Below are 24766 nucleotides of genomic sequence, written 5' to 3'. Positions count from 1 at the left end.
GTCGGTGAGCCGCAGGGATCGCGGTTGTGCCGGCGACGGCCTGGATCTCCACCTCCATATGCCTATGCATACTTACATGCTTGAAACAGCTGCCATGACTGGCCACTACATCGCCTGTCATCGTCAAACAGATCAAAGGGAGGAAGAAAATTGGCATTCTCTAAACTAGCGGCCGGCATCGCCCTGGCCTTCACGCTTGCACTGTCGGCACCGGCCGGCGCCCAGGAAAAGCTCGTCGTCGGCGCCTATCCGGCCAATCCGCCATGGGAGTTCAAGACCGAGAGCGGCAGCTTCGAAGGCTTTGAAATCGACGTCGCGACCGAGGTCGCCAAGCGCCTTGGCCGGCCCGTCGAATTCCAGGACATGGGTTTCCAGGCCTTGTTCGCCGCCTCGAGCTCGGGCCGCATCGACTTCGCCATCTCGTCGATCTCGGTCAACAACGAGCGCCTGCAGAACCAGTCGTTCACCCAGCCTTATTATGACGGCGACGGTACGGTCATCGGACGCGAAGCGTCGACGATATCAGGGCTCGACGGGCTCAAGGGCAAGGTCATCGGCGTCGTCGCCGGCACGACAGGCGAAGCCTGGGCCAAGGAAAACACCGAAAAACTCGGCTTGGCCGAAGTGCGCAGCTACAACGCCCAGCAGGACCTGCTGCTCGACATCCAGGCTGAGCGTGTCGACGGCGGCGCCGGCGAACTTGCTGGCTTCCAGTATGCCATGACCAAGACGCCGGGCTTCAAGGTGCTGGTGCGCATTCCGACCGGCGAGCGTTTCGCCATGATGGCGCGCAAGGATCACCCTGCCATCGTTGCCGCCAACGACGCTGTGTCGGCGATGAAGGCTGACGGGACGATGGCCGCGATCCACAAGAAGTGGTTCGGCGTCGATCCGGACGCGGGCACCAGCACGACCACCGCAATGCCGCTGCCGAAAGCCGAGTGAGCCAACGGCTCCACCCGCAAACCGTTGAAATGACGCTGCGGCCATCCGAGGCCGCGGCGTCCTGCTCCCGGACCCCGCCATGGACCTGATCACCACCTTCTTCAACTGGGACATACTGGTCCGCAGTTTTCCGATGCTCATGCGTGGTGTCGGCAATACCATCCTGCTCGGCGTCGCCAGCATCATCTTCGGCGGCGCAGCCGGGCTGCTTGTCTGCCTGATGCGGCTCTACGGGCCGAAGCCGGTGCGGCTGTTCGCCATTGCCTATGTCGATTTCCTCCGGGCAATGCCGATCCTGGTTTTGCTGATCCTGATCTATTACGCGCTGCCCTTTGTCGGCATCCGCTTTTCGTCCTTCACCGCAGCAACGCTGGCGCTGTCGCTGGTGCTTTCGGCCTTCACCGCCGAGGTCTGCCGCGCCGGCATCGAAAACGTGCCCAAGGGCCAGTTCGAGGCGGCTTCGGCGCTGGGCATAGGGTTCTGGACGACGATGCGTACGGTAATCCTGCCGCAGGCGCTGCGCGTCATCATCCCGCCGCTGACCAGCAACTGCGTCTCGATCTTCAAGGACACAGCGCTCGCCTCGGTCGTCGCCATGCCCGACCTGCTGAAGCAGGCGACCGATGCGCAGGCGCTGATGGCCAACCCGACGCCGCTGATCGGCGCCGCCGCCATGTATCTCATCTTCCTATTGCCATTGGTTAGACTGGTGAGCTTTCTCGAAGAACGCGGCAAGCGCCAGATGACGGCACGCTGAGCCCCTGACAGCCATACGGAATTCTCAACGATGAACACGCCAGACGGCTCCGCCTATTTCCTCTACCACTCGATCGGCATGTATCCCGGCAAGGCCGAAGCCATGGCGGCCGGGCTTGCCGATTTCGCCGCGAGCTGGGGCGCCTTCGACGACGGCCAGTGGATGCGGACACTCAGCAGGCGCCAGCGTTTCATCGAGCTGTGGAGCGAGCTGATCGGCGCGCCCAAGGGCTCGCTGACCTCGGCCGAAAACGTCACCACCGCCCTCTACAGTCTGATCGGTGCGCTGCCTGGCCACCATCTCGCCGGGCGCCGCGTGCTGGTGACGGCCGACTGTTTCCCAAGCCTGCACTTCCTGCTCGCCGGTCTTGCGCCGCGCTTCGGCTTTACGCTCGACACGGTGCCGTTGCGCGACGGCGAAGCTTGGGTCCACGACGACGATGTCATTGCCCGATGGGGCGAGGAAGTCGGCCTGGCGCTTTTGACCCAGGTGACGTCGACCGCCTCGCATCGCTGCGACCTCGATCGGCTGGTGGCCCATGGCCGCAAGATGGGTAGCCTCATCGGCGTCGACATCACCCAGGGCGTGGGGCTGATCCCCTACAAGGTCGACACGCCGGCCGTCGATTTCACCGTGTCGACGACGCTGAAATGGCTGTGCGGCACGCCGGGCGCCGGCGTCATCCATGTCGCCGAGCCGCTGCTGAGCCAATGCCGGCCGGAACTGCGCGGCTGGTTCAGCCAGGACAACATCTTCTCCTGGGGCCTCGACGCCTTCGCTTATGCGCCAGATGCCCGCCGCTTCGACCACGGCACGCCGTCGGCGCTGGCCTGCATCGGCTCGGTGCCAGCGCTGGAATGGCACGCAGCGCAGGACAAGACAGCACTGCTCGCGCATAATCGTAAGCTCGGTGCTGCGATCATCGCGCGGGCCGACGAGATGGGCCTGACGCTTGCCAGCCCGCGCGACGACAGCCGGCGCGGCGGCAGCATCATGTTGCGCCTTCCCGCTGAGACCGACACGGCGACGGTCGTCAACGGCCTGCGCCAGCGTGGTGTTTTCACGGATTGCCGTGGCCGCATCTTGCGCCTTTCACCGGGCACGATCACGACGGCGGCGGGCATCGACCGGCTGTTCGCCGGGCTCGGCGCGCTGCTGTAGCCAGCTGCCGCACTGGACGGGAGCCGACCGGCTTGCTTTGATGCCCGTCTGGGCGGAGGCAAGCCATGGACCGGCACCCCAAGAAGCACCATGCAAGATGGCATCTGACCTCGCTTGCACGTGGCATGCGCGATGCGTTCGCCGATCCACAGGTCCGAACCTTGCTGGTCGTTACCTCGACGCTTGTCGCGGTGGCGTCCGTCTTCTACGTCTGGATTGAAGGCTGGAGCTATCTGGACGCAATCTACTTCTCGGTCATGACCCTCGCCACCGTCGGTTATGGCGATCTTGCGCCGCACACGGCGCTCGGCAAGCTCTTCACCATCTTCTTCGCTTTGGTCGGCATCGGGCTATTCGTCGTGCTGTGCTCGTCCGTCGCCAAGCAGATCATCTTTCGCGTCACCGACGACGAAAACGATTAGAGCGCGACAGTGAGCCACCGGCTTCGGTGCCAGCTTGTCGCCGGGTCGACAATGAACAGCATGATCAGCACCGCCGGGATTGGCCGGCCGAGACCTGCTGCAGTGGCAGCCACGCCGCCGCGATCGGCACCGGCACCGCCATGCTGTGCAGTACCAGCCTGATCACCTGCCGATGCTCATTCCCGGCCCCTCTCCGTCACGGGCTTTTCTCGGGTCTAGAGCAGCCATTCGATGGGCAGCCAGCCGAACACCGTCACCATCAGCCGCTTGACCGCCGAGGCGTTCGGTTCGTCGTCGAAGGTGACGACAGGCTTGCCGGGTTCGTCCTCCGCCCACTGCATGCCGCCATCAGGCCGCAGCGAGACCCGATAGGAGCCAGCGGCGACCTTGGTGTCGAAGCCCTGCGCCATCGCCTTTGCGATGGACGGGCTGCCGATAAGGAAACCCATCTCGCAATTGAGCAGCGCCGAGCGCGGATCAAAATTGAACGAGCCGATGAAGACCCGGTCGCCATCGGCTGCGAATGTCTTGGCATGCAGGCTGGCGCCCGAGGAGCCGGTCAGCGAAAGCTCGCGCTCACCCTTGGCCGCTTCACCGACAGGCCTCAGTTCGAACAGCTCGATGCCGTCTTCCAGCATCTCCCGGCGGTATTTCGAGTAGCCGGCATGGACCATCGCGACATCGGTGGTTTCAAGCGCGTTGGTCAGGATCCGCACCTTGGCTCCACCCTTCACCAGCCCGGAGAAGTAGTCGACGCCAGCCTTGCCCGGCACGAAGTAGGCCGAGACGAGGTCGAGACCCTGCCGCACCGGCCCGACCACCTCGGCCAGCCGGCTGATCATCAACTGGTCCTTGCTGGCCTTGCCTTCGCCCTTGATCGGGTCGTCGACCACCAGCTTGACGTCGACCCATTCGAGATTGAGCCCGCCGCCGCGCAGCTTGTTGTAGGCCGGCGCGTCAGGCCTGACGAAGTCGGCGGCGGCGGGACGCTTCGACGCTTCGTCCGTTCCTTCAAGGAACGCAGCCAGCGTGCCGGCGGACGGATCGACGATCTGGTCGGAGGCGAAAACAGAGCCGCTGTTCCAGTAGAGATCGAAGGCCTTCGATGTGTCTTCGACCACAGCACCGGCACCAAGCACGTCGAGATCGAGATAGAACGTGCCGTCGCCGACCTTGAAATATTCGTCGCCGATGTTGCGCCCGCCAACGATGGCAGCGACACCGTCGACGATGAACGACTTGTTGTGCATGCGCCGGTTCATGCGGAAGAAGTCGAAGGAGTAGCCGAGCAGCTTGGGCGACCGGATCATCGAGGGATTGAACAGGCGGATGTCGAAATTGGGCTGCGCGTCGAGCGCGGCCACCGTCGGGTCGAGCCCAGGAATGCCATTGTCGTCGAGCAGAAGCCTGACGCGGACGCCGCGCTTCGATGCCTCGTAGAGCGCCCGCAGCAGCAGGCGGCCGGAGGTGTCATCGTGCCAGATGTAGTACTGCACGTCGATCGAGCGCTGGGCGATGCCGGCGAGGAACAGCCGGCTGGCAATCGCGTCATGGCCCGCGGCGATCGGCAGGACGCCGCTCTTGCCGGGATTTTCGGCGCTGCCTTGCGCGACCATCCTGGCAAGGGCGCTGTCGGTGACACCAGCCAGGGCGGTTTCGGCAGGCCGATCCTTGATCGACGGCAGCGGAAACAGCAAGCGGGCGACTACGACGGCGGCGGCTGCAACCAGCAGCAGGGCAAGCACTGCCTTGATCAATCTCATTCGGCCCGTCCTCGCCTGATCGTGTGAATTGCGCGTCGGTCTTCAGCCCCCACCACCTGTTAAAGCGCGAGGATGCCCCCGGTGACAAGTCGCGGTTGCAAATGCGTAGCGCGGCAAGCCCCAGAACGGGGTTCGCGGCAGGGTGGCGTTTGTTACCTGCCGAAGCAGAGATCGGACTCAGCTTTGCGGAGCCGCTCCGAAGCGCGGCGACGAATTGCGGATCGGAATGCACAGCGGCCGCTGGTGCACCGGATCCTCGATGACCCGACAGCTGATGCCGAAGACGTCCTCGATCAGCTCTTCCCGCATCAGCTCGACAGGGGCGCCATCGGCTACCATGCTGCCGTCCTTCATGAACACCAGCCGGTCGGCATAACGCGCCGCGAGGTTGAGGTCGTGCAGCACCAGCACCACGGTGCGGCCATGCTCGCGATTGAGTCGGGTGACGAGGTCGAGGCAGTCGATCTGGTGGGCCATGTCGAGATGGTTGACCGGCTCGTCGAGGCAGATGATGTCGGTCTCTTGCGCCAGCACCATGGCGATCCAGACGCGCTGCAACTGGCCGCCCGACAGCGAGCCGAGCCTGCGCTCGCTCAGATGGGAAACGCCGGTGCCGAACATCGCCGCCTGGATGGCGTCGGCGTCGGCAGCACTCCATGGCTGCAGCATGGTCTGGTGCGGATAGCGGCCGAGCCGGACCAACTCCTCGACGCTCATGTCGTCGGGCGCCGACGGGCTCTGCGCCAAAAGGCCGATGTGGCGTGCCAGCTCCTTTTCCTTGAGACCCGAGATCGGCATGTCGCCGAGCCGGATTTCACCCGATTTCGGCTGGTGCAGTCGGCGTATGGCGCGCAGCAAAGTCGACTTGCCGCAACCATTGGGACCGGCAAGCACCGTGACCTTGCCCTTGGCGATGTCGAGATCGACGGCACTGATCGCGGTCGCCGCGCCATAGGCGATGGTCAGTGCCTTGACGCTGATGGCTTTATCCATTGGTGCTCCCTCTGCGCAGCACGAGGTAGAGGAAATAGGGCGTGCCGATGACCGCAGTGACGGTGCCGGCAGGCACTTCGGTCGGCGCAAAAAGCACGCGCACGATGAGATCGGCGCCGATCAGCATGATGGCGCCCAAAAGGAAGCTGGCGGCGATGCCGGCGAGCACCGGGCGGCCGACGATCAGCCGCGCCAGATGCGGCGCCATCAGGCCGATGAAACCGACACCGCCGGCGAAGGCGACGGCAAGTGCCGTCAGCGCCGAGGCGAGTGCAAACACCAAGATGCGGAACACCGGCAGGTTGAGGCCGAGGCCACGCGCCGAGACCTCGTCGAGATCGGTCGGCGGCAGGCGACGCGCCACCGCGACGACGCCGACCATGGCGATGGCGAGGCCGATGGCGACGACCTGGACCTCGCCCCAGTTGATCTCGTTGACCGCACCGGCAAGCCAGCGGCTGGCCTGGGTGGTGCGGTAGATCGGGCCGACGATCATCAGGATCAGGGTCGCCGCCTTGCAGACCGCGCCCACGGCGATGCCGAACAGCAAAAGCCGAACCGCCGACGAGGCCTGTTGGCCCGAAAGCAGGAACACCGCCGCGATGGCCAGGCTTGCGCCGATCATCGCCGCCATCGGCTGCCAGACGATGGAGGTGACGAGCGAATTGCTCTCGTCGGACAGCAGCGCCAGGAAGATGACGACGCCCAGGCCGGCGCCGCCGATGACGCCGAGCACACCGGGCGAGGCCAGTTCATTGCGAGTCACCTTCTGCAAAAGGTAGCCGGCAACGGCCATGGCGCCGCCGGCAAGGGCAGCGATGGCAACCCGCGGCGCCCGCAACTGCAGCACCACGACGCGCTCGCCGCGTGCACCCTCGCCCATCAGGATTTCGACGACGCGTCGCGGCTCGATCCAGGTCGAGCCGAAACCGACCCCGCACAGCGCAAGCACCACGGCGACAGTCGCGATGATGCCGACGGCAACCCAGGCGCGGCGGTTGATACGGGCCAAGGCCGGCGACAGGCGTGGAGTCAGAAAACTCATGCCGCGCGCCTCCTGAGCAGGACGAGAAGCAGGCAGCCGCCGACGATCGCCGTGACGGCGCCGACCGGCGCTTCGCGTGGGAAGATGACAAAGCGGGCGAGGATGTCGGCCAGCGTCGTGTAGACGGCACCGACAAGGGCTGCGGCGACGATCTGCAATCGATGTTCGAGGCCGACAAGGGCGCGCGCCGCATGCGGCACGACGAGGCCGACAAACAGCACCGGCCCGGCCATCGCCACCGAAGCGCCGCTGAGCAGTGCCACCGAAACGAAGCTCAGCCCACGCACGACGCCAAGCGGCACGCCGAGCCCGCGCGCCGTGGCATCGTCGGTCTGCAGGATGTCGAGCGAGCGGGCGAGGTAGAAGGCGATGCCGCTGCCGACCAGCACGAAGGGCAGGCCATTGAGCGCCAGGTTGAGCTTGCGGTCGGCGAAGGAACCGGCGAGCCAGAACAGCAACTGGTCGAGCATCGTCTCGTTGACCGTCAGCACGACATTGACGAAGCTGTCGAACAGGCCAGCGAAGGTGACACCGACAAGCACGATCCTGAGCGGCGAGATGCCGCCGGCAGCGGCAGCGAGGCCAAAGACGAGCATGCTGGTGGCCAGCGCACCCGCAGCCGCCGCCACCGACAGCCCGGGCAAGGATGCAACACCGAACAGCCCGCTCGCCATGACCACGGCGAAGGCAGCACCGGCATTGAGGCCGAGCGTGTCGGGCGAGGCGATGCGGTTGCGCGCGAGCGTCTGGACCAGCACGCCAGCTATGCCGAGTGCTGCGCCAACGAGCGGCGCCATCAGCGCCCGCGGCAGACGGAGGTCACGGATCACGACATGCGCTTCGCTGCCGTCGAAGGCGGTCACCGCCCGCCAGATCTCGCCGGGCGAATAGAGGCGATAGCCAATCGCCAGGCTGAGATACATCAGGATGAGCAACAGCACCGCCAGCCCTGAGAACAGCGCGCGCCGACCGATGCGCTGATGCACTCGGATGCTCGTGTTCGACGAAGCGAGGGGCACGCGGCAGCCTTAATATGATCTTGACAGTCAGGGTTTGTTCTGACCCTTTGCCAAACCTTCTTGTCCCCGTCAAGTTTGGAGCCATGAACATGAAGCTCTTCGCCAAAGCCGCACTCGGCCTCGCAATGGCCGCCTTTGCCGCCAGTTCAGCCTTCGCCCACGAAGTGAAACACGCCATGGGCGTGACCGACGTGCCCGAAAATCCGCAGCGCATCGTGGTGCTGACCAATGAAGGCACCGAAGCCATGCTGTCGCTGGGCTTCAAGCCTGTCGGCGCCGTGCGCTCCTGGACCGGCTCGCCCTGGTACAAACACATCGCCGACAAGATGGACGGCGTCGAGGTTGTCGGCGAAGAATCGGCAGTCAATCTCGAGCTGATCGCCGGCCTGCAGCCGGACCTGATCCTCGGCAACAAGACGCGCCAGGAAAAGATCTACGACCAGCTCTCGGCGATCGCCCCGACGGTCATGTCGGAACGCCTGCGCGGCGACTGGAAGGTGAACTTCGCGCTCTATGCCGATGCGCTCGGCAAGAAGGCCGAAGGCGAGGCACGACTCAAGGCGTTCGACGACAAGGCGACCAAGCTTGGCGAGACGCTCGGCGACAGGAAGGCCGAGAAGGTGTCGTTGATCCGCTTCATGCCGGGCCTGACCCGCATCTACTACAAGGATACCTTCCCCGGCATGATCTTCAGCCAGATCGGCATCCAGCGCCCCGCCATCCAGGACAAGCCAGGCTTCGCCGACGACGTCACCAAAGAACGTATCCCCGAATTCGACGGCGATCACCTGTTCTACTTCGTCTACGAGACCGGCAACGGCAAGGCGAGCAAGCAGTCGGAAGAATGGCTGTCCGAACCGCTGTGGCAGAGCCTGCCGGTGGTGAAGGCCGGCAAGGCCGTCGCCGTGGACGATGCGGTGTGGAATACGGCGGGCGGCGCGATCGCTGCCAACCTGCTGCTCGACGACATCGCCCGCGTCTATGGCGTGACGTCGGCGAAGTAGCCGGCTTCCCCAGCGTCGAAACGCTTTGATTCCCGGCCAAGCTTGTGTAAAGCGGGGCAAGCCAAAATCCCCGCAACAGCCAGACGGGCAAAAGCCATGGAAAAATTCACCAAGCTCACGGGCGTCGCTGCCCCCCTGCCGATCGTCAATGTCGACACCGACATGATCATCCCCAAGGATTATCTCAAGACGATCAAGCGCACTGGCCTTGGCACCGGGCTTTTCGCCGAAATGCGCTACCATGAGGATGGTTCGGAAAACCCCGAATTCGTGCTCAACAAGCCGGCCTATCGCAAGGCGCAGATCCTCGTTGCCGGTGACAATTTCGGCTGCGGTTCGTCGCGTGAGCATGCGCCGTGGGCGCTGCTCGACTTCGGCATCCGCTGCGTCATCTCGACGTCGTTCGCCGACATTTTCTACAACAACTGCTTCAAGAACGGCATCCTGCCGATCACCGTCAGCCAGGAAGACCTCGACAAGCTGATGGACGACGCTTCGCGCGGCGCCAACGCCACCGTTTCGGTCGATCTCGAAGCCAAGGAAATCCGCGGCCCCGACGGCGGTGTTGTCGCCTTCGACCTCGACGATTTCCGCCGCCATTGCCTGCTCAACGGCCTCGACGACATCGGCCTGACCATGGAGAAGGCGAAGTCGATCGACAGCTACGAGAAGAAGGCTGCCGAGAACCGCCCCTGGGCCTGATCTCGATATTCGGCCAGTCGACATTCTGAAAAGCCCCGCCCGACACGTTCGCGGCGGGGCTTTTTGCTGGAACAATCGGCTCCGGCTGACAGGCCAGCTGTGCCATGGCATGGTCGCGCCTCGGGATTCGGAGCGCGCGCAGGCCAGGGCCAGCCGCTCCGCGACATCGCAGGCCGATCTCCAGGAGCAGACCATGAAATCGCACGCCCTCCTCGCTACATTCGCGCTGGCGTTGACCATCTCGACTTCGGCGCTGGCGCAGGACAGCAAGCCGCAGACGATCCCGTTCGAGGGCGGCAACTTCACCATCGTCGAGAACGCCGAAGGCGAGAAGGTCGTCGCCTACGAGGGCAAGGAGATTGCCAGGAACTATGTCGCCTTCCACGACCGCACGGTCGAGGTGAGCAACACCAAGGTGGCGATCTTTGCCCTCGGCGACGGTGGCAATGCATGCGGCCCGGCGACGGTGTTGGCGTGGAAAACTGACGCCGGCATCCAGTCTACGGTGGTCGGCGACGGTGAATGCGGTACACCGCCCGCCGCCGCAACCAGCGACACGCTCTACTTCGTGCCCTACCTGCTTCCCGGCACCAAGTCCCCGGTCCGCAAATGGTCGCTGGACGACGGTCTGACCGTGGCTGGTGAACTGGCTTTCACGCCGCAACCCGGTACGACATGGGCCGACCTCAAGGCTCAAACGGTCGTCTACCCCGTCGACTTCTTTGACAACGCCGAGCTCTACGAAGCGGCAAGCGCCATGCTGGGCGACCAGATGGAGGCCGTTGCGCTCGGCCTTTCGGTATCGGGCGGGCCGGAGAAGACCGCTTCAGGAATTGTCGTCGCTACGGGCTGCGTACCCCATGCCTGCGGCATCAACGATTCCTTCATTGGCATCGATGCCAAGGGCAAGAAGCTCTACTTTGCCAGGCAGGGCGAAACGTCTGAACCCCGGACCTGGCCGGCGCTGGCCGAGTGGCCGGTGGAGGTGAAGGACGCGATGACCAAGGCGTTCGCGCCGCAACAGTGAGGAAATCCGACATGCGCAAGCTGATTTCTACAGGTTCGCCCTTCGAAAAGACCGCCGGCTACTCGCGCGCCGTGGTGCAGGGCGACTGGTGCTTCGTCTCAGGCACAACCGGCTACGACTACGCCACCATGACCATGCCCGAGAGCGTCGAGGCGCAGACCCGCAATTGCCTGGCGACCATCGCCAAGGCGCTTGCCGACGGCGGCTTCGAAATGGCCGACGTGGTGCGCGCGCACTACTACATCACCGACCAGGCCTATGTGGATCTGGTGTTCCCGATCCTCGGCGAGACCTTCGGCGACATCCGCCCGGCGGCGACGATGATCGTCTGCCAGCTCAACAAGCCCGAGATGAAGATCGAGATCGAGGTCACCGCGCTGAAGCGCGCGTGACATAGGGGGACCGTTTGCGCATCCTTTCGCTGAATGGCTGGGGCGGCAGGCTCGGCGAGGAGCTGGTTTCCTACATCAAGGGCGCCGACCCCGATGTGTTCTGCCTGCAGGAGGTGACCAACACACCCGACGCGGCGTCGCCATGGTTGATCTATCGCGACGGCGGCGCGGAGCTGCCACAGCGGGCGAACCTGTTTGCCGAGGTGGCCGGGGTCCTGCCCGGCCATCAGGCCTTCTTCTGTCCCGCCGCGCGAGGGCCGCTCCATCACGGCGACAGCGCGTTTCAGTCGGAGTGGGGACTGGCCACTTTCGTCAGGCGCTCCCTACCTGTCATCGGGCAGGTTCAGGACTTCATCCACGGCGCCTTTTCGGCCGATGGCTTTGGTGAACACCCGCGCTCACGCAACGCCCACGCCGTCAGGCTGCACGACTATGCGACGCGGCGGACGACATTGATCGTCCATCTCCATGGCCTGCGCGAACTCGACGGCAAGGGTGACACGCCCGCCCGCAACACCCAGACCACAAGGCTGATCGAACTGATCGACAGGGTACGGCACCAGCACGACGGGCTGGTGGTATGCGGCGATTTCAACGTGTTGCCCGAAAGCAGGATGCTTGCGGCGCTGCGCGACATCGGGTTGACCGAGCTGGTGACGACGCGCGGCTTCATCGACACGCGCACCTCGTACTACAGCAAGACGCCCCGCTTCGCCGACTACATGCTGGTCAGCGATAATGTAGGCGTGCGTCGCTTCGAGGTCGTGGCCGCGCCCGAGGTCTCCGACCACCGCGCCCTGCTGCTGGAGATCGGGTAGTCGCACACCCGACAATTCAAGAAATCCGCGCCTTTCTCGCTTGCACCGACGTCCCGCCGAGGTTAGCAAGACCGCGGTTCACGCATCTTTCGGAAAGGCTTTCCATGGCGACGCGCAATCTTCTTCTCCTGCCCGGCGACGGCATCGGCCCCGAGGCCATGGCCGAGGTCCGCAAGCTGATTACCGCAATGAACGAGAAACTCGGCACCGGCTTCGCCACCGAGGAAGGCCGCGTCGGCGGCTCGGCCTATGACGCCCACGGCCAGGCGATCTCCGATGCGGACATGGCCAAGGCAATGGCGGCGGACGCCGTCCTGTTCGGCGCCGTCGGCGGCCCGAAGTGGGATGCGGTGCCTTATGAAGTGCGCCCCGAAGCCGGCCTGTTGCGCCTGCGCAAGGACATGGAGCTGTTTGCCAACCTGCGTCCGGCGATCTGCTACCCCGCGCTCGCCTCGTCATCCTCGCTGCGACAGGAAGTTGTCGAAGGCCTCGACATCCTGATCGTGCGCGAACTGACCGGCGGCGTCTATTTCGGCGAGCCCAAGCAGATCATCGACCTCGGCAACGGCCAGAAGCGCGGCATCGACACCCAGGTCTACGACACCTTCGAGATCGAACGCATTTCGGGCGTCGCCTTCGAGCTGGCGCGCACGCGCCAGAACCGCGTGACGTCGATGGAAAAGCGCAACGTCATGAAGTCGGGCGTGTTGTGGAACGAGGTGGTGACCGCCACCCACAAGGCCAAATACGCCGACGTCAAGCTCGACCACATGCTCGCCGACGCCGGCGGCATGCAGCTGGTGCGCTGGCCCAAGCAGTTCGACGTCATCGTCACCGACAATCTTTTCGGCGACATGCTGTCGGACGTCGCCGCGATGCTGACCGGCTCGCTCGGCATGCTGCCTTCGGCCTCGCTCGGTGCGCCGGATGGCGTGACCGGCAAGCGCAAGGCGCTCTACGAGCCCGTGCATGGTTCGGCGCCTGATATCGCAGGCCAAGGCATCGCCAATCCGATCGCCATGATCGCGTCGTTCGCCATGTGCCTGCGTTATTCGTTCAACATGGTGGCCGAGGCCGACCGCCTCGAAGCGGCGATTGCCGCAGTGCTCGACGACGGCCTGCGCACCAAGGACATCATGTCTGAAGGCAAGACCGAAGTCGGCACCACCGCAATGGGCGACGCGATCATCGCGAAGTTCTTCGCCTGATAGCAGGTCGATGAAGCGAAAACGGCGCCCAAGCGGCGCCGTTTTCTTTTGTGTTTGTGGAATTTCTAAGCGGCAGGCACGTAAGGCGGAGGAACCCTCACCCCCACCGGTACCGGCCCCCACTTGTTCTCGTGCTTCTGCGACGGGATCAGGGTGAAGACGAAAATGATCAGGCCGCCGACATAGGGCAGCAGGATCAACAGATAGAACCATCCCGACAGGCCGAGATCGTGAATGCGGCGGATGGTGACGGCGATGCTGGGCAACAGCGTTGCCAGCAAGAACAGGCCGGGCAGCGCAAAGCCGGCGATCGGCTCCTCCATGCCGGCATCGAGCCTGCCAAGCGCGCCGTCGATACCGAAACCGACAGCCGCCAGCGCGACAGCCGAGATCGCCCAGAACAGATAATAGCCCCAATATTCCTTGCGCCGGGCGCGAGCCCGGAAGCTCGCATAGTTCGTGGTGATGGCGCGCCAGAAATATGACCACAGCCCGGTCGAGGTCGGCCCCGCTTCCGCGGCCATCCCGTTGAAGGAAGGCGTTTGCTGGTCGGAGCCCCGGCGGCCGAATTGCGGCACGGACGGCGCGGGCTTCGCAGCCACCTGCTGCACGCCGACCAGCGCGTGGATCGCAAACACATCGCGCGCCTGACTGCCGCTCGGCTGGAACTCGATCTGAGTGCCCTTGCCCGGAACCGTGGAGCCCCTCAGATCCTCGCGGGCGAAGGTGTAGCGGTTGCCATCGGCCCCGGCAATGAAGCCAAAACCCTGGGTCTGGTCGTAGTGGAGCACTTCCCCGCGCATCTGTCGTCCCCGTGAATCGCGAGGCAGACAGTGTTCCAACTTCCCTTGCGCCGCAAGCTCCAGTTGCCGCCTAAGCGGGGCATTGGAGCCGGCTGGCGAGCGTTGCCCTCACGCAACGCTCGCGGCGCATTGATTAGCCGGTAACCATATGTTGACTGTGAAATGCTCAACTCATGTTACCCTTCGATAGGCAAAGGGCATGGGGTAAGAAACTGTGATTCGGGTCGACAGACCTCGATATCCATCGCTGAACAGATGGCGTCGCGGCGCCGCTAGGCCGCCTCCCCTGACGCCGGTTTCGGCGATGCGTAGCTTCTGGGGCCTGATGCGGGCCTACTGGCTCTCGGATCGCTGGAAGGAAGCCTGGGGGCTGACGCTGGTGATCGCCCTCCTTACCGCACTTTCCAGCAAGGCCAGCGTGTGGATGGCCGAAGCATCAGGCGAACTGGTCAATTCGATCGCCTTTTTCCACGATCCGGCCAACATGGCGCCGCTGGCGTCGCTGCTGACCAGTGCTGGTACCTTGCTTGTTCTGGTCGTGATCAAGGATGCAGGCTTCATCGGCATCCGGCACCTCTTTTCCACCACCTTGCATCGCAAGTGGCGCGGCTGGCTGAACAATCGCTTCAGCGCCGCCTTGCTCGACCCCAATCACACCCATTTCCACGTCCAGCACCATGGCGGCTCCGGAGACGGTCCGGGGATGGCGCCCGACAATATCGACCAGCGCGTCCAGGATTCGATCAAGGGCATGACCGGCGGCGCCATCGGGCTCGCCATGGGTGTGATGGGCGTCACCACATCTTTGTTCTTCGTCGGCCAGAAGCTGCTCGAAACCTCGACCGTGGTGCCGGGGCTGGAAGTCCTCGGCCCTTATGGCAGCGTCATCCTGGCCTTTGCCGCCGTTGCCGCCTATGTGCCGCTCAATACCTACATCGCCATGAAACTGGGCGGCGTGATGGAGCGCCTCAGCATCCGCATGCAGCAGGCCGAAGGCAGCTACCGCGGCGAACTGACGGTGCTGCTGCGCCGCAGCTTCCACGTCGCGGCATCCCATGGCGAGAGCGTGCAGCGCTCGATGCATGACCGGCTCTATCTCGACATCGACAAGACCTGGTCGCGCCTCAACGTCGTCAATGCCGGCTACATGTCGTTTGAATCGATCTACGGCTTCATCGCCGCGCGCATCGTCGCTTACGGGCCGGGACTCGTTCCCTACATGCACGGCAACATCAATCTGAAGGGCTACATCACCGGCGCCGAACTGGTGAATTCTCTGATCAGCCAATGCTCGTGGTTCATCCAGGTGATGCCGGCGATCGCCACGCTCAGGGCCAACAGCGAACGCGTCACCGATCTCGCCAAGGCAATCGAAAATGTCCAGAAGCCGCCGGCATTCTATGCCGCCACCGGCCAGTCGGAATTCAGCTATGGCAGCCAGAACGCCCTGTTCGGCCTGACAGTCCGCAATCTCGAATTGATGCATCAGGGCCGCGAGGCCAGCCCATTCCTGACGGTTGCCAATTTGCGCTTCCGCCGTGGCGAATGGACGTTCGTGTCGGGCCAGTCCGGATGCGGCAAGACCTCGCTGGTCAAGGCGATCAACGGGCTGTGGCCATACGGCCGTGGCGCCATTGTCTTTCCCGAAGGCATCAGGTCGTTCTACGCCACCCAGGACGTCAAGCTACCGCAGGTCTCACTCAAGCAGTTGGTCTGCCTGCCCGACCATCCCGGCAACCATTCCGAGGCGAAGGTCGCGGTCGCCATGCACAAAGCCGGCCTTGGCGACTTTATCGAGCATCTCGACGACGAAACCCGCCAGGGCAAGAGCTGGGACCAGCTTCTGTCGGGTGGCCAGAAGCAGAAGCTGGTCGCCGCCCGTATCCTGCTTTTGCAGCCCGGTCTGCTGTTCCTCGACGAAGCGACCGCGGCACTCGATCTCGAGGCCAAGATCGCTTTCCACCAGGTGATCAAGGACAATTGCCCCGGCGTGACGGTGATCAGCGTCATGCATGAGGCAGTGCCGCCGAAATCGGCACTCGGCGCCGAGTTCTACGACAGCATCCTCAGCATATCAGACGGTATCGGCTCGAAGAAGGCGCTGGCCAGCCTGCCGGCCGAACTCACCACGCTTCTCGCCCAGCCCCAGCCGACAGAAGAATGGCCGCCACTGCGCTTCCCGCGCGTCCGGCTGAAGGAAAAGTAGGTCGGCACCGCAAGCGCGCTCACAGAAAGCCGATGAAGCGGCCGCACAACAGGGTCGCACACCAGAGCACGATCGACAGCAGCGCTAGAAAGCGCAACGCGAGGCCATGTCCCTGCTTACCGCTTTCGACAGCGGCAAAGACAACAAAATTGGTTCCAGCCAAAGCGATCAGCGCCATCTTGGCCAGGAAGACCGGCAGCTGCGCGTAATGCGACGCCCGAACGGAAAACAACAGAAGCCCGCTCAGGGCAGCCGCCCCAAAGGCGAGCAGGGCGACCTTTCGCATCAGCACCATGAACGGGCGTTCGGGCAGCGTGCGAAGAGCGCCGAGAATGCGCAGGTCGAGCAGCGTGACCGACGTCAGCAGCGCGCCTATAGCGGCGATATGCACGGCGTTGACGACCGGATAGGCGACGAAGGAAGCCTTGAGCAGTCTGACGAAGGTCAGCTGCTCGATTACCTGGAAAGGCTCCATCAGCGCGCGCCCACTCAGCTCGGCGGCACGCGGTCCGAATAGACGTCATAGGTCTTGCCGTTGACGGTGATCCGGACGGCCTTCATGCGCCTTTCGGTATCGTCGCGCGAGCGGTTGCCGATCGCCACGACCTCGTCGCCTTTTTTGGCCACCTCATCGGTGAAGCCGGCGGCGATGGTCCGGGCCGGCGGCGCCAGTTCCACCCGCCAGATGTCGCCTTCGACATCGACGTCGAGTGTCGCATGGGGATTGCCGATATAGATGTCGGCGATGGTGCCCGTGAGTTCGAAAAAGCCGTCTTGGGTCCAGGACCAGCCGTGATGGGCGAGCGCCGGCAGGGTGAACATGGCCAATGCGGCAAGTGCGCCAGCAAGGTGGAAGCGTTTTGACAGGATTTCCATGGGTTCCTCCGTCATCGATCCGCGGCGAAGCCTAGGTTGCCCGCGACAAAGGTCAAATCACATCAGCCGGAGCCAGGCGCTCTGCTTCGTTCCCGATTGACTCTCCATGCAAACCGGATAAAAGCGGCGGCGAACAGGGATCCCTCCGATGCGCGGCCTCTTGATGGCGCTTTTCGCATTCGACTTCCCCGGCCACGATGCCAACCATCGTGCCGGGCGCGGAACCGCGTCCCTGCTTTCGACCAAAACCATGGCCAAAACCACCACCACCAAAACGGTGTGATCTCCCTTGGCCTGCTCACCCTCTCCCGGGTCCGGCCCGGGGGATGAAGCCCGCAACGGCCAGCGGGTTTTCTCCAAAAAGCGAGCGGAGAGGGACAGGAGATTTTCGATATGGGTTTCAAGGTTGCAGTCGTCGGCGCCACGGGCAATGTCGGCCGGGAAATGCTCAACATCCTCGAGGAACGCGGCTTTCCGGTCGATGAGATCGTCGCCCTTGCGTCGCGCCGCTCGCTCGGCACCGAAGTGTCGTTCGGCGACAAGACGCTGAAGGTCAAGGTTCTCGACACCTACGACTTCTCCGACACCGACATCTGCATCATGTCGGCCGGCGGCAACATCTCCAAGGAATGGTCGCCCAAGATCGGCAAGCAGGGCTGCGTCGTCATCGATAACTCGTCGGCCTTCCGCTATGACCAGGACGTGCCGCTCATCGTTCCGGAAGTGAACCCTGACGCGATTGCCGGCTTCACCAAGAAGAACATCATCGCCAACCCGAACTGCTCGACCGCCCAGCTGGTCGTGGCGCTCAAGCCGCTGCATGACGCGGCCACCATCAAGCGCATCGTCGTTTCGACCTACCAGTCCGTTTCGGGCGCCGGCAAGGAAGGCATGGACGAGCTGTTCACCCAGACCCGCGCCGTCTTCGTTGCCGACCCGGTCGAAGCCAAGAAGTTCACCAAGCGCATCGCCTTCAACGTCATTCCCCACATCGACGTCTTCATGGATGACGGCTCGACCAAGGAAGAGTGGAAGATGGTCGCCGAGACCAAGAAGATGCTCGATCCCAAGATCAAGCTGACCGCCACCTGCGTGCGCGTGCCGGTGTTCATCGGCCATTCGGAAGCCGTCAACATCGAGTTCGACAAGCCGATCACCGCCGATGAGGCGCGCGACATCCTGCGCGAGGCGCCGGGCTGCCTGGTCATCGACAAGCGCGAGGACGGCGGCTACGCCACCCCTCTCGACTCGGCCGGCGAAGACGCCACCTACATCTCGCGCATCCGCGAAGACCAGACCATCGACAACGGTCTGTCGATGTGGATTGTCTCCGACAACCTGCGCAAGGGTGCGGCCCTCAACGCCGTCCAGATCGCCGAGCTTCTGGTCGAGCGCGGCCTGATCTCGCCGAAGAAGAAGGCTGCCTGACGACATGCCCGATGTCGTGCTGCGTCCGGCGAAGGCCAGCGACGCAGCCGACATCGCTCGCATCCTGAGGGCGGCGCTCGCCGCCTTCGACTGGATGCCGCAGATGCACACGCCTGACGAGGACCTGCGCTTCGTCCGGCACGTCCTGTTGGCCAAGCAGCACGTCACCGTTGCAACGGTCGAAGGAAAGATCGTCGGCTTCGTCGCCGTCAGGAATGAGTGGATCGAACAGCTCTATCTCGATCCAGCCTGGAACGGTCGCGGCATCGGCAACAGGCTTTTGCGTCACGTGACGGTTGGAATGACTCACGTGAAACTTTTCTGCTTCCAAGCCAACAAAGGCGCGCGTCGTTTCTACGAACGAGAAGGCTTCGTTGCCGAAGCCTTCGGCGAGGGCTCGGCAAATGAAGAGGGCTTGCCTGATATGCTTTATGTCCGCCACAACATGCCGGCGGCAGAGGCCAACTCCCTCCAAGGTTGATTCCGGACATTGCTTCGATAGACTGGGCCCTTCGCACCGGAGGCGGTGGGCCGAGCTACCGGAGGCAGGACGATGGCGCGCGATAGCCTCGACGCCAGCGACAGCACCCGTCAGGCCGACGGCAACCGGCCGCTGCGGGTCCTGATGACGAATGCCGCTCTTACCGGCCGCAGCGGCACCGAAACGCTGGTGCGCGACATGGTGCTGGCGCTGCGCAGGCGTGGCCATTCGGTAACCGCTTTTGCCCCGATCGTCGGTCCTGCAATTGGCGAAATTCGCGCTACGGGTTCACCGGTGGCAACGTCGCTGTCATCACTCGAAGCCCCCGATATCATTCACGGCCACCACACCGGCCCCACCATTGCCGCGCTTGCACGCTTTCCCGGAACACCCGCCATCTTCGTCTGTCACGACTTCAGCAGCGAATTGGATGCGCCCCCCATTCATCCCAGGATCAGCCGCTATCTCCATGTGCGGGCCGCATTGCGCGGCAGGCTCGTGGATGAATGCGGGATCGAAGCATCGAAGGTAAAGTTCTGGCCAAACACGATCGACCTCCAGCGTATTGGACCAGCCGCCCTGGCTCCGGACAGGCTGTCAACCGCGGCGATCTTTGCCCATCCGGGAACCATTCCCTTCACCGGCATGATCGCTGAAGCCTGCAAGCGCCATGGCATTGGCTTTCGCGGCGAACTGATCGGCAAGGCGGCGTACGACGTCGTCAACCGGCTGGACGGGACGGACCTCGCATTCGCCAGCGGCCGCATGGCGCTCGAAGCCATTGCGCGGGGCTGCGCCGTGATCAATGTCGACCGTTTCGGCGCCGGCGGCCTCGTGACGATGGACAGGTTTGCCGATTTTGCGGCGGTCAACTTCGCCTATGGCGCGCTGTCCGACGCGGCATCGCCCGACCTACTCGATCGCGAAATTGCACGCTACAGCGCGGAAGATGCCATGGCGGTCACCGAACGCGTGCGGCGCGACTTCGCCAGCGACAAAGGCGCAGAGCAACTGGAAGCGGTCTATCGCGACGTGCTTGCGGAAAGATCATGGCCGAGGCGCGAGGCCAACGAGGACGAACGGGCGATGGCCGCGATCATCGAGCGATTCCTGCAGCAGAAGCGGATCTATGACCGCAGCTTTCTCAGATTGCGCGAGGGTCTTGGCCCGAGCGAGGAACTGCAGTTCCAGATGGGTGAACTGGCGAGCAGGACAGCCGAGCTTTCCGAAGAGGTGCGCCGGCTGAGGCGGGGCGGCCTCCTTCGCCGGCTGCTCGACAAGCTGACAGGACGAACCTACGAGAACTGACCGGCCTGACACAGGCGCGCCTCTCCACCACGCAAGGTGATGCCGCCCGCCTGCTTGCTCAGACAATTCGACGCAATCGCCATCCAGGTCACGAATGGAGGTGACACCGGCACGCGCGGCGGCGCACTATTCGGCACAAGGAGGTACCACGCCGCATGATCGTTCGCCCGCGCACCAACCTGCTGAAGCTGTTCTTCGTCATGCGCGGTTCCGTGGTGCCGCGCATCCTGCCGCAGATCCTGGGCTTCGCGCTCTACGGCGCTGCGGTGGTTGTCGCGATCAAGCTGCTCAAGCTCGATCTCGGCGATGCCGGCGTGGCGCCCTTCGCGCTGCTTGGCGTCGCGCTTTCCGTCTATCTCGGCTTTCGCAACAACGCTGCCTATGACCGCTGGTGGGAGGCCCGCAAGCTGTGGGGCCAGCTCGTCTTCGAGATCCGCAACCTGTCGCGCGCCGCGACAGCGATGATCTCCGACCGCGACGAACTCAGGCCGCTCTTGATGGATTCGCTGGCCTTCTGCCACTTCCTGCGCGGCGAACTGCGCCGGGTCGACACCAGGGAGGCCGCCCGTCCCTTTGTCGGCGATGCCGTCGACGAAATTCATGCCGCCGCCAACAAGCCGGACGCAACCATGCGCAGGATGGGCGAGAAGATCGGCGCGCTCAAACGGGCGAACGTGCTGGAGGCAATGGATTTTCGCATCCTCGACGAGCGGCTGGCAGCGATTTCAGCGCTTCAGGCCGGCTGCGAGCGCATCATGGGAACGCCCCTGCCCTTCGCCTACACGCTGTTGCTGCAGCGCACCGCCTACATCTTCTGCCTGCTGCTGCCCTTCGGGCTGGCGGGCTCGGCCGGCTGGGCGACGCCGCTGTTCACAGCGCTGATCGCCTACACCTTCTTCGGCCTCGACGCGCTTTCGGAAGAGTTGGAAGACCCCTTCGGCATGGAAGCCAACGACCTCGCCCTCGACGGCCTGTGCCGGGTCTGCGAAATCTCGGTGTTCGAGGCTCTGGGCGAAACGCCGCCGCCGATGCTGCCGGCGGAGAACTTCTACTATTCCTGAGGCAAGGGCCGCGATGCGCTCGCGTCGATGCCTTGCCAGTACTCCATCGTCGACGCCTTGTCGTAACCTTCTCCGGTCAGGCGGACGCAGACCCGCCCAGATTCCGGATAGACGATGACATCGTTTGGGTTGCGTTCGCCGATGATGAGATAGCGGCACGGCGCATCGGTATGGTTGAACAACGAGTGCCCTACCTTCTGCCCCGCCGGGAAACAGACATAGTCGCCGGCCTTCATGATAAAGCTGCGCGCACCCAGCTTCAGTGTCAGCGCCCCATCCAGGATGTAGGCATGCTCCTCCTCAAGCATGTGATAGTGCGACGGGTTCGACTCCTTGCCGGGCGCCAGTTCTTCCAGCGCGACACCGACATGGTCGCCGCCGCCAAAGCTTGACAGGTGGCGGAAGCTCGATCCAAAGCGCTCGCCATGCGAAAAGGCCTCGAGCGGCGCCGTTTCAGCGGTAAAAGGTTCGGAGACGCCGTCGGCATTGACTGCGGAAATCTTGTCGGACATGGCGGTTCCTCGGCGACCTCGCTCCAGCATAGGTGGCGCAGCGATACGGAGGGGTCAAGCAGACCGCCTAAGCCACCTGAACCTTGTTGCCACGGTAGCTCGCGATGATCTCTGCAGCGCCGGCGCCATCGACCGGCGGGCTGAACAGGAAGCCTTGGATCTCGCCGCAGCGCTCCTGCCTGAGCAGTTCGAGCTGAGCGCCGGTTTCAACGCCCTCGGCGGTGGTGTCGATGCCGAGATTGGCGCCAAGACCGATGATCGCCCGCACGATCGCCATCGATTCACGGCTCGAGCCGATGTCGCGGACGAAAGAACGGTCGATCTTTAGCCGGCTGAATGGAAAGCGCCTGAGATAGCTCATCGACGAATAACCGGTGCCGAAGTCGTCGAGCGCAATGCGCACGCCGATCTCCTTGAGTCGCTGCAGCACGGCGAGATTGGCCCCGGTATCGGCCAGAAGCACGGATTCTGTGATCTCGATCTCCAGACGCGCCGGGTCGAGCCCGGACCTGGCGATCGCCTGGCCGATGGTCTCGGCGAAATGGCCCTGGCGGAACTGCACCGCCGAGGCGTTGACGGCAATGACGAGGTCTTCCGGCCAGGTGGAGGCGCGGCGGCAGGCCTCGTCGAGCACCCAGCGCCCGATCGCCTCGATCATGCCGGTTTCCTCGGCGAGCGGGATGAATTCCGCCGGCGAGACCATGCCGCGCCTGGGATTGCGCCAGCGCACCAGCGCTTCGAAACCGCGCAGCGCGCCCGTCTTCACCGAGATGATCGGCTGGTAATGCAGCTCCAGCTCGCGGTCGAGATCGGCGCAGCGCAACTCGAATTCGAGCTCGCGGCGGTCGCGCATCTCGGCGTCCATCTCCGGTTCAAAGAAGTGGAACGCGCCCTTGCCGTCACGTTTCGAGCGGTAGAGCGCCAGATCGGCGCATTTGAGCAACGTGCCGGCCTCGCGGGCATCGGCTGGCGCGATCGCGGCACCCAGGCTGGCGCCGATCGCGAGCTTGTGTCCCTCATAGAGGTGTGGCTCGCTGATTGCCTGGATGATGCGCTTGGCCAGCGTCTCGACATCGGCGCGGCTGAGCGCGCCGCGCAGCAGGATGGCGAACTCGTCGCCGCCCAGCCGGGCGACAAGATCACTGCGGCGCAGGAGCTTGCGGATTCGGTCCGCCGTTTCGACCAGCAGGGAATCGCCGGCGGCATGGCCCAGCGTATCGTTGACGGCCTTGAAGTCGTCGAGGTCTACAAGCAGCAGCACGAAGGGTTGGTGCCCGGCGACTGCTGTCGCCACCGCCTCTTCGATCTCCTGCGAGAAGGTCGTGCGGTTGCCGACACCGGTCAGCGGGTCGTGGTGGGCGAGGAATGAAATGCGGTCCTCGGCGCGCTTGCGCTCGGTAATGTCGACGATCGTCGACAGCGTCGCCGGCGCGGTGCCGACCTGAATGTTCCTGGCATACTCGATGACATCGAGTTCGCTGCCGGCGGCCGTGCGGTGGCGCACATAGCGCTCGCCAGAGGCCGGCAAGCCGACGACGTCGGGCTCCAGGTCGGCGATGCCGAGCGCCAGGAACTCGCCGCGGCCGCGGCCATAGAGGTTGAGCGCAGCAGTGTTGACGTTCAGGAACGCGCCGCCATCGACCTGGCGCACATACATCGGCACCGGATTGTCGTCGAAAAGCGAGCGAAACAGCGTTTCGCGGTTCCGGATCTCGCGTATGTCGGTCAGGGTCACCGCCAGCAGGCCATCGGTCTCGGCGACGCCGACCTGCAGCGAAACGGTTTCGCCATCAAGCTGGTACTCCAGTTCGAGCGACGGCGCGGCCACGCCATGCGCGCGGGCAACGCCGCATTCGTCGAGCAGGCGTGACAGGCCGCGGGCGGCGTTTGACTGCGACAGCAGCCTGAAGCGCATGTCTTCGGCCGACACGCCGAGAAAGCGCGCGGCGGCGTTGTTGATGCTGAGGACCTGGTAATCCCGCGCCTCGGCCCCGGCGGAATCGAGCGCGCTGAGCGCCAGGATACCCTCGTCGGTCGAGTTGATCAGCAGGCGGGCGAGATCGATCTGGCTTTTGCGCGGCCGGGCAAAGACGAGGAAGTACTCGCCCGGCCAGCGGCATGACAGCGGCAGCGCCAGAACCTCGACAGCGGAGACCATGCCGTCGATGATCGAACGGCACAGCGCCAGCCGCGGGCGGGCCGCCGGGCGGGCAAGTTCGATCGCGCCTGATATGGCGCGCTGGAAAGGGAATGGCAGCACAGAGAGTACGGCTGCGGGCTCGCTCAAGCCGGCAATGGCGCTGAAGCGCGGCCCAGCCCGCAGGATGAAGCTGTCGGTGCCGGGCTGGAGGCGAACCACGGCCATCTCGTCGGCGAAGCGGCCGACGCTGCCGAGTGCCAGCTCTTCATAGGGCGGCAGGGCGCCGTCGATGCAGGCCGCCTGCCAACGCCGCTGCACCAGCCTGACGTCGTCGAATTCGGTGGCGATGTCGCTCGAACCGTCGCCATTGGCGCTTTGCTCAAGCGGGTCGGGCGCTGTCATCTCGTCGCCTTGCCACTTTCCTCTCCGCATCGCCATCAGCATCACGTCGTCACCTGCCATTGCGCAACGCCATGCGCTCGGCCGCCCGACCTTCGTCGGGCGTCGACACAGCGTCGCATCGATTTCAGCACATGCCGAAGCGGGTTCGGCGCGACGGCGCGGCATCATGCCTGCGCGGTGCTCTTCGCCAACGCGCCATCACCGGCAACCTAGCCGGCGCGGGCTTACCGCTTGCTTAAGCGGAATGTCATATAAATGTCATGAACTTAGCCGGAAGCAGCGATGGCGCCGCG

25 protein-coding genes are annotated in these 24766 nt (G+C 64.2%); 16 read left to right on the top strand and 9 right to left on the bottom strand.

All coding sequences use genetic code 11. The annotated features are described in order from the left end of the window. Positions 1 to 150: 150 nt before the first annotated feature. From IHE39_RS08865 to IHE39_RS08850, 4 genes are all read left to right on the top strand, one after another. Entirely contained in the window at positions 151 to 945 is a 795-nt protein-coding gene (locus IHE39_RS08865) for an ABC transporter substrate-binding protein (RefSeq protein ID WP_192566224.1), read from the top strand. A 79-nt stretch (positions 946 to 1024) separates the two neighbouring features. Next, on the top strand, positions 1025 to 1702 hold the full coding sequence (locus IHE39_RS08860) for an amino acid ABC transporter permease (protein WP_192566223.1): 678 nt from the start codon (positions 1025 to 1027) through the stop codon (positions 1700 to 1702). Positions 1703 to 1732: 30 nt separating this feature from the next. Next, positions 1733 to 2863 (top strand): aminotransferase class V-fold PLP-dependent enzyme, encoded by a 1131-nt coding sequence (locus tag IHE39_RS08855; RefSeq protein WP_192566222.1) that lies wholly within the window; start codon positions 1733 to 1735, stop codon positions 2861 to 2863. A 65-nt stretch (positions 2864 to 2928) separates the two neighbouring features. Then, positions 2929 to 3285 carry a potassium channel family protein gene (locus IHE39_RS08850; RefSeq protein ID WP_207904364.1) on the top strand — a complete coding sequence of 119 codons (357 nt, stop codon included), beginning with the start codon at positions 2929 to 2931 and terminating at the stop codon, positions 3283 to 3285. A 215-nt stretch (positions 3286 to 3500) separates the two neighbouring features. Here IHE39_RS08850 and IHE39_RS08845 read toward each other — a convergent pair whose 3' ends face one another. The 4 genes from IHE39_RS08845 to IHE39_RS08830 all read right to left on the bottom strand — a co-directional run bounded on the left by IHE39_RS08845 (position 3501) and on the right by IHE39_RS08830 (position 8072). Beyond that, entirely contained in the window at positions 3501 to 5048 is a 1548-nt protein-coding gene (locus IHE39_RS08845; protein WP_192566221.1) for a phospholipase D family protein, read from the bottom strand. A gap of 177 nt (positions 5049 to 5225) precedes the next feature. After that, positions 5226 to 6041 carry an ABC transporter ATP-binding protein gene (locus tag IHE39_RS08840; protein ID WP_192566220.1) on the bottom strand — a complete coding sequence of 272 codons (816 nt, stop codon included), beginning with the start codon at positions 6039 to 6041 and terminating at the stop codon, positions 5226 to 5228. Next, positions 6034 to 7086, bottom strand: a complete 1053-nt coding sequence (locus tag IHE39_RS08835) for a FecCD family ABC transporter permease (protein WP_192566219.1) — start codon at positions 7084 to 7086, stop codon at positions 6034 to 6036. Before IHE39_RS08835 ends, IHE39_RS08840 begins: the two co-directional genes overlap by 8 nt. Further along, the gene (locus IHE39_RS08830) at positions 7083 to 8072 is read right to left on the bottom strand and encodes a FecCD family ABC transporter permease (RefSeq protein WP_312880736.1); all 990 of its coding nucleotides are present in this window, start codon (positions 8070 to 8072) and stop codon (positions 7083 to 7085) included. Before IHE39_RS08830 ends, IHE39_RS08835 begins: the two co-directional genes overlap by 4 nt. 116 nt (positions 8073 to 8188) lie before the next feature. On the opposite strand from IHE39_RS08830, the gene IHE39_RS08825 reads away from it, so the two are divergent. The 6 genes from IHE39_RS08825 (at position 8189) to leuB (ending at position 13256) form a co-directional block, all read left to right on the top strand. Then, the gene (locus IHE39_RS08825; protein WP_343070073.1) at positions 8189 to 9109 is read left to right on the top strand and encodes an ABC transporter substrate-binding protein; all 921 of its coding nucleotides are present in this window, start codon (positions 8189 to 8191) and stop codon (positions 9107 to 9109) included. Between the two features lie 96 nt (positions 9110 to 9205). After that, a complete protein-coding gene (leuD, locus tag IHE39_RS08820) occupies positions 9206 to 9811 on the top strand; it encodes a 3-isopropylmalate dehydratase small subunit (protein ID WP_192566218.1) in 606 nt (201 codons plus the stop codon). 193 nt (positions 9812 to 10004) lie between these two features. Next, on the top strand, positions 10005 to 10838 hold the full coding sequence (locus tag IHE39_RS08815; RefSeq protein ID WP_192566217.1) for an Ivy family c-type lysozyme inhibitor: 834 nt from the start codon (positions 10005 to 10007) through the stop codon (positions 10836 to 10838). Between the two features lie 11 nt (positions 10839 to 10849). Then, positions 10850 to 11230 carry a RidA family protein gene (locus tag IHE39_RS08810; RefSeq protein ID WP_184768344.1) on the top strand — a complete coding sequence of 127 codons (381 nt, stop codon included), beginning with the start codon at positions 10850 to 10852 and terminating at the stop codon, positions 11228 to 11230. A 14-nt stretch (positions 11231 to 11244) separates the two neighbouring features. Next, entirely contained in the window at positions 11245 to 12048 is an 804-nt protein-coding gene (locus IHE39_RS08805; RefSeq protein WP_192566216.1) for an endonuclease/exonuclease/phosphatase family protein, read from the top strand. Between the two features lie 104 nt (positions 12049 to 12152). Next, positions 12153 to 13256, top strand: a complete 1104-nt coding sequence (leuB, locus tag IHE39_RS08800; protein ID WP_192566215.1) for a 3-isopropylmalate dehydrogenase — start codon at positions 12153 to 12155, stop codon at positions 13254 to 13256. A 65-nt stretch (positions 13257 to 13321) separates the two neighbouring features. Here leuB and IHE39_RS08795 read toward each other — a convergent pair whose 3' ends face one another. After that, positions 13322 to 14059 (bottom strand): DUF805 domain-containing protein, encoded by a 738-nt coding sequence (locus IHE39_RS08795; protein ID WP_184768347.1) that lies wholly within the window; start codon positions 14057 to 14059, stop codon positions 13322 to 13324. A gap of 304 nt (positions 14060 to 14363) precedes the next feature. Between IHE39_RS08795 and IHE39_RS08790 the strand changes: the two genes are divergently transcribed. Next, entirely contained in the window at positions 14364 to 16265 is a 1902-nt protein-coding gene (locus IHE39_RS08790) for an ABC transporter ATP-binding protein/permease (RefSeq protein ID WP_192566214.1), read from the top strand. 19 nt (positions 16266 to 16284) lie between these two features. Here the strand turns inward: IHE39_RS08790 and IHE39_RS08785 are convergent, their stop codons facing one another. Both IHE39_RS08785 and IHE39_RS08780 read right to left on the bottom strand, forming a co-directional pair. Then, on the bottom strand, positions 16285 to 16740 hold the full coding sequence (locus tag IHE39_RS08785) for a hypothetical protein (RefSeq protein ID WP_192566213.1): 456 nt from the start codon (positions 16738 to 16740) through the stop codon (positions 16285 to 16287). Between the two features lie 14 nt (positions 16741 to 16754). After that, complete coding sequence (locus IHE39_RS08780; protein WP_192566212.1) at positions 16755 to 17141, bottom strand: DUF6152 family protein; 387 nt, start codon at positions 17139 to 17141, stop codon at positions 16755 to 16757. A gap of 148 nt (positions 17142 to 17289) precedes the next feature. Here IHE39_RS08780 and IHE39_RS30905 point away from each other — a divergent pair, with 148 nt between their 5' ends. From IHE39_RS30905 to IHE39_RS08760, 5 genes are all read left to right on the top strand, one after another. Then, on the top strand, positions 17290 to 17424 hold the full coding sequence (locus IHE39_RS30905; RefSeq protein ID WP_280959920.1) for a hypothetical protein: 135 nt from the start codon (positions 17290 to 17292) through the stop codon (positions 17422 to 17424). Between the two features lie 110 nt (positions 17425 to 17534). Then, the gene (locus tag IHE39_RS08775) at positions 17535 to 18569 is read left to right on the top strand and encodes an aspartate-semialdehyde dehydrogenase (protein ID WP_184768351.1); all 1035 of its coding nucleotides are present in this window, start codon (positions 17535 to 17537) and stop codon (positions 18567 to 18569) included. A gap of 4 nt (positions 18570 to 18573) precedes the next feature. Next, on the top strand, positions 18574 to 19050 hold the full coding sequence (locus IHE39_RS08770) for a GNAT family N-acetyltransferase (RefSeq protein WP_192566211.1): 477 nt from the start codon (positions 18574 to 18576) through the stop codon (positions 19048 to 19050). Between the two features lie 72 nt (positions 19051 to 19122). Further along, complete coding sequence (locus IHE39_RS08765; protein ID WP_184768353.1) at positions 19123 to 20358, top strand: glycosyltransferase; 1236 nt, start codon at positions 19123 to 19125, stop codon at positions 20356 to 20358. Between the two features lie 155 nt (positions 20359 to 20513). Next, positions 20514 to 21419 (top strand): bestrophin family protein, encoded by a 906-nt coding sequence (locus tag IHE39_RS08760; RefSeq protein WP_192566209.1) that lies wholly within the window; start codon positions 20514 to 20516, stop codon positions 21417 to 21419. Here the strand turns inward: IHE39_RS08760 and IHE39_RS08755 are convergent. Together IHE39_RS08755 and IHE39_RS08750 are read right to left on the bottom strand one after the other, a co-directional pair. Then, positions 21410 to 21931, bottom strand: coding sequence for a cupin domain-containing protein (locus tag IHE39_RS08755; protein ID WP_192566208.1), 522 nt, complete (start codon positions 21929 to 21931; stop codon positions 21410 to 21412). The two genes, IHE39_RS08760 and IHE39_RS08755, sit on opposite strands and share 10 nt — an antisense overlap. A gap of 67 nt (positions 21932 to 21998) precedes the next feature. Beyond that, positions 21999 to 24533 (bottom strand): putative bifunctional diguanylate cyclase/phosphodiesterase, encoded by a 2535-nt coding sequence (locus IHE39_RS08750; protein WP_192566207.1) that lies wholly within the window; start codon positions 24531 to 24533, stop codon positions 21999 to 22001. Between the last annotated feature and the right edge of the window lie 233 nt (positions 24534 to 24766).

Origin of the sequence: Aminobacter carboxidus, from assembly GCF_014863355.1 — a bacterium.
Lineage (GTDB): Bacteria > Pseudomonadota > Alphaproteobacteria > Rhizobiales > Rhizobiaceae > Aminobacter > Aminobacter carboxidus.
The sequence above is the reverse complement of the archived record's forward strand: the minus strand, read 5'-3'. Positions and strand labels throughout refer to the sequence as shown.

Coding starts and splice junctions, on each gene's coding strand:
- IHE39_RS08860 (WP_192566223.1), top strand. CDS start 1,025: ATGGACCTGATCACCACCTTCTTCAACTGGGACATACTGGTCCGCAGT.
- IHE39_RS08855 (WP_192566222.1), top strand. CDS start 1,733: ATGAACACGCCAGACGGCTCCGCCTATTTCCTCTACCACTCGATCGGC.
- IHE39_RS08850 (WP_207904364.1), top strand. CDS start 2,929: ATGGACCGGCACCCCAAGAAGCACCATGCAAGATGGCATCTGACCTCG.
- IHE39_RS08845 (WP_192566221.1), bottom strand. CDS start 5,048: ATGAGATTGATCAAGGCAGTGCTTGCCCTGCTGCTGGTTGCAGCCGCC.
- IHE39_RS08840 (WP_192566220.1), bottom strand. CDS start 6,041: ATGGATAAAGCCATCAGCGTCAAGGCACTGACCATCGCCTATGGCGCG.
- IHE39_RS08835 (WP_192566219.1), bottom strand. CDS start 7,086: ATGAGTTTTCTGACTCCACGCCTGTCGCCGGCCTTGGCCCGTATCAAC.
- IHE39_RS08825 (WP_343070073.1), top strand. CDS start 8,189: ATGAACATGAAGCTCTTCGCCAAAGCCGCACTCGGCCTCGCAATGGCC.
- leuD (WP_192566218.1), top strand. CDS start 9,206: ATGGAAAAATTCACCAAGCTCACGGGCGTCGCTGCCCCCCTGCCGATC.
- IHE39_RS08815 (WP_192566217.1), top strand. CDS start 10,005: ATGAAATCGCACGCCCTCCTCGCTACATTCGCGCTGGCGTTGACCATC.
- IHE39_RS08810 (WP_184768344.1), top strand. CDS start 10,850: ATGCGCAAGCTGATTTCTACAGGTTCGCCCTTCGAAAAGACCGCCGGC.
- leuB (WP_192566215.1), top strand. CDS start 12,153: ATGGCGACGCGCAATCTTCTTCTCCTGCCCGGCGACGGCATCGGCCCC.
- IHE39_RS08795 (WP_184768347.1), bottom strand. CDS start 14,059: ATGCGCGGGGAAGTGCTCCACTACGACCAGACCCAGGGTTTTGGCTTC.
- IHE39_RS08790 (WP_192566214.1), top strand. CDS start 14,364: ATGCGTAGCTTCTGGGGCCTGATGCGGGCCTACTGGCTCTCGGATCGC.
- IHE39_RS08785 (WP_192566213.1), bottom strand. CDS start 16,740: ATGGAGCCTTTCCAGGTAATCGAGCAGCTGACCTTCGTCAGACTGCTC.
- IHE39_RS08780 (WP_192566212.1), bottom strand. CDS start 17,141: ATGGAAATCCTGTCAAAACGCTTCCACCTTGCTGGCGCACTTGCCGCA.
- IHE39_RS30905 (WP_280959920.1), top strand. CDS start 17,290: ATGCGCGGCCTCTTGATGGCGCTTTTCGCATTCGACTTCCCCGGCCAC.
- IHE39_RS08775 (WP_184768351.1), top strand. CDS start 17,535: ATGGGTTTCAAGGTTGCAGTCGTCGGCGCCACGGGCAATGTCGGCCGG.
- IHE39_RS08770 (WP_192566211.1), top strand. CDS start 18,574: ATGCCCGATGTCGTGCTGCGTCCGGCGAAGGCCAGCGACGCAGCCGAC.
- IHE39_RS08765 (WP_184768353.1), top strand. CDS start 19,123: ATGGCGCGCGATAGCCTCGACGCCAGCGACAGCACCCGTCAGGCCGAC.
- IHE39_RS08760 (WP_192566209.1), top strand. CDS start 20,514: ATGATCGTTCGCCCGCGCACCAACCTGCTGAAGCTGTTCTTCGTCATG.
- IHE39_RS08755 (WP_192566208.1), bottom strand. CDS start 21,931: ATGTCCGACAAGATTTCCGCAGTCAATGCCGACGGCGTCTCCGAACCT.
- IHE39_RS08750 (WP_192566207.1), bottom strand. CDS start 24,533: ATGGCAGGTGACGACGTGATGCTGATGGCGATGCGGAGAGGAAAGTGG.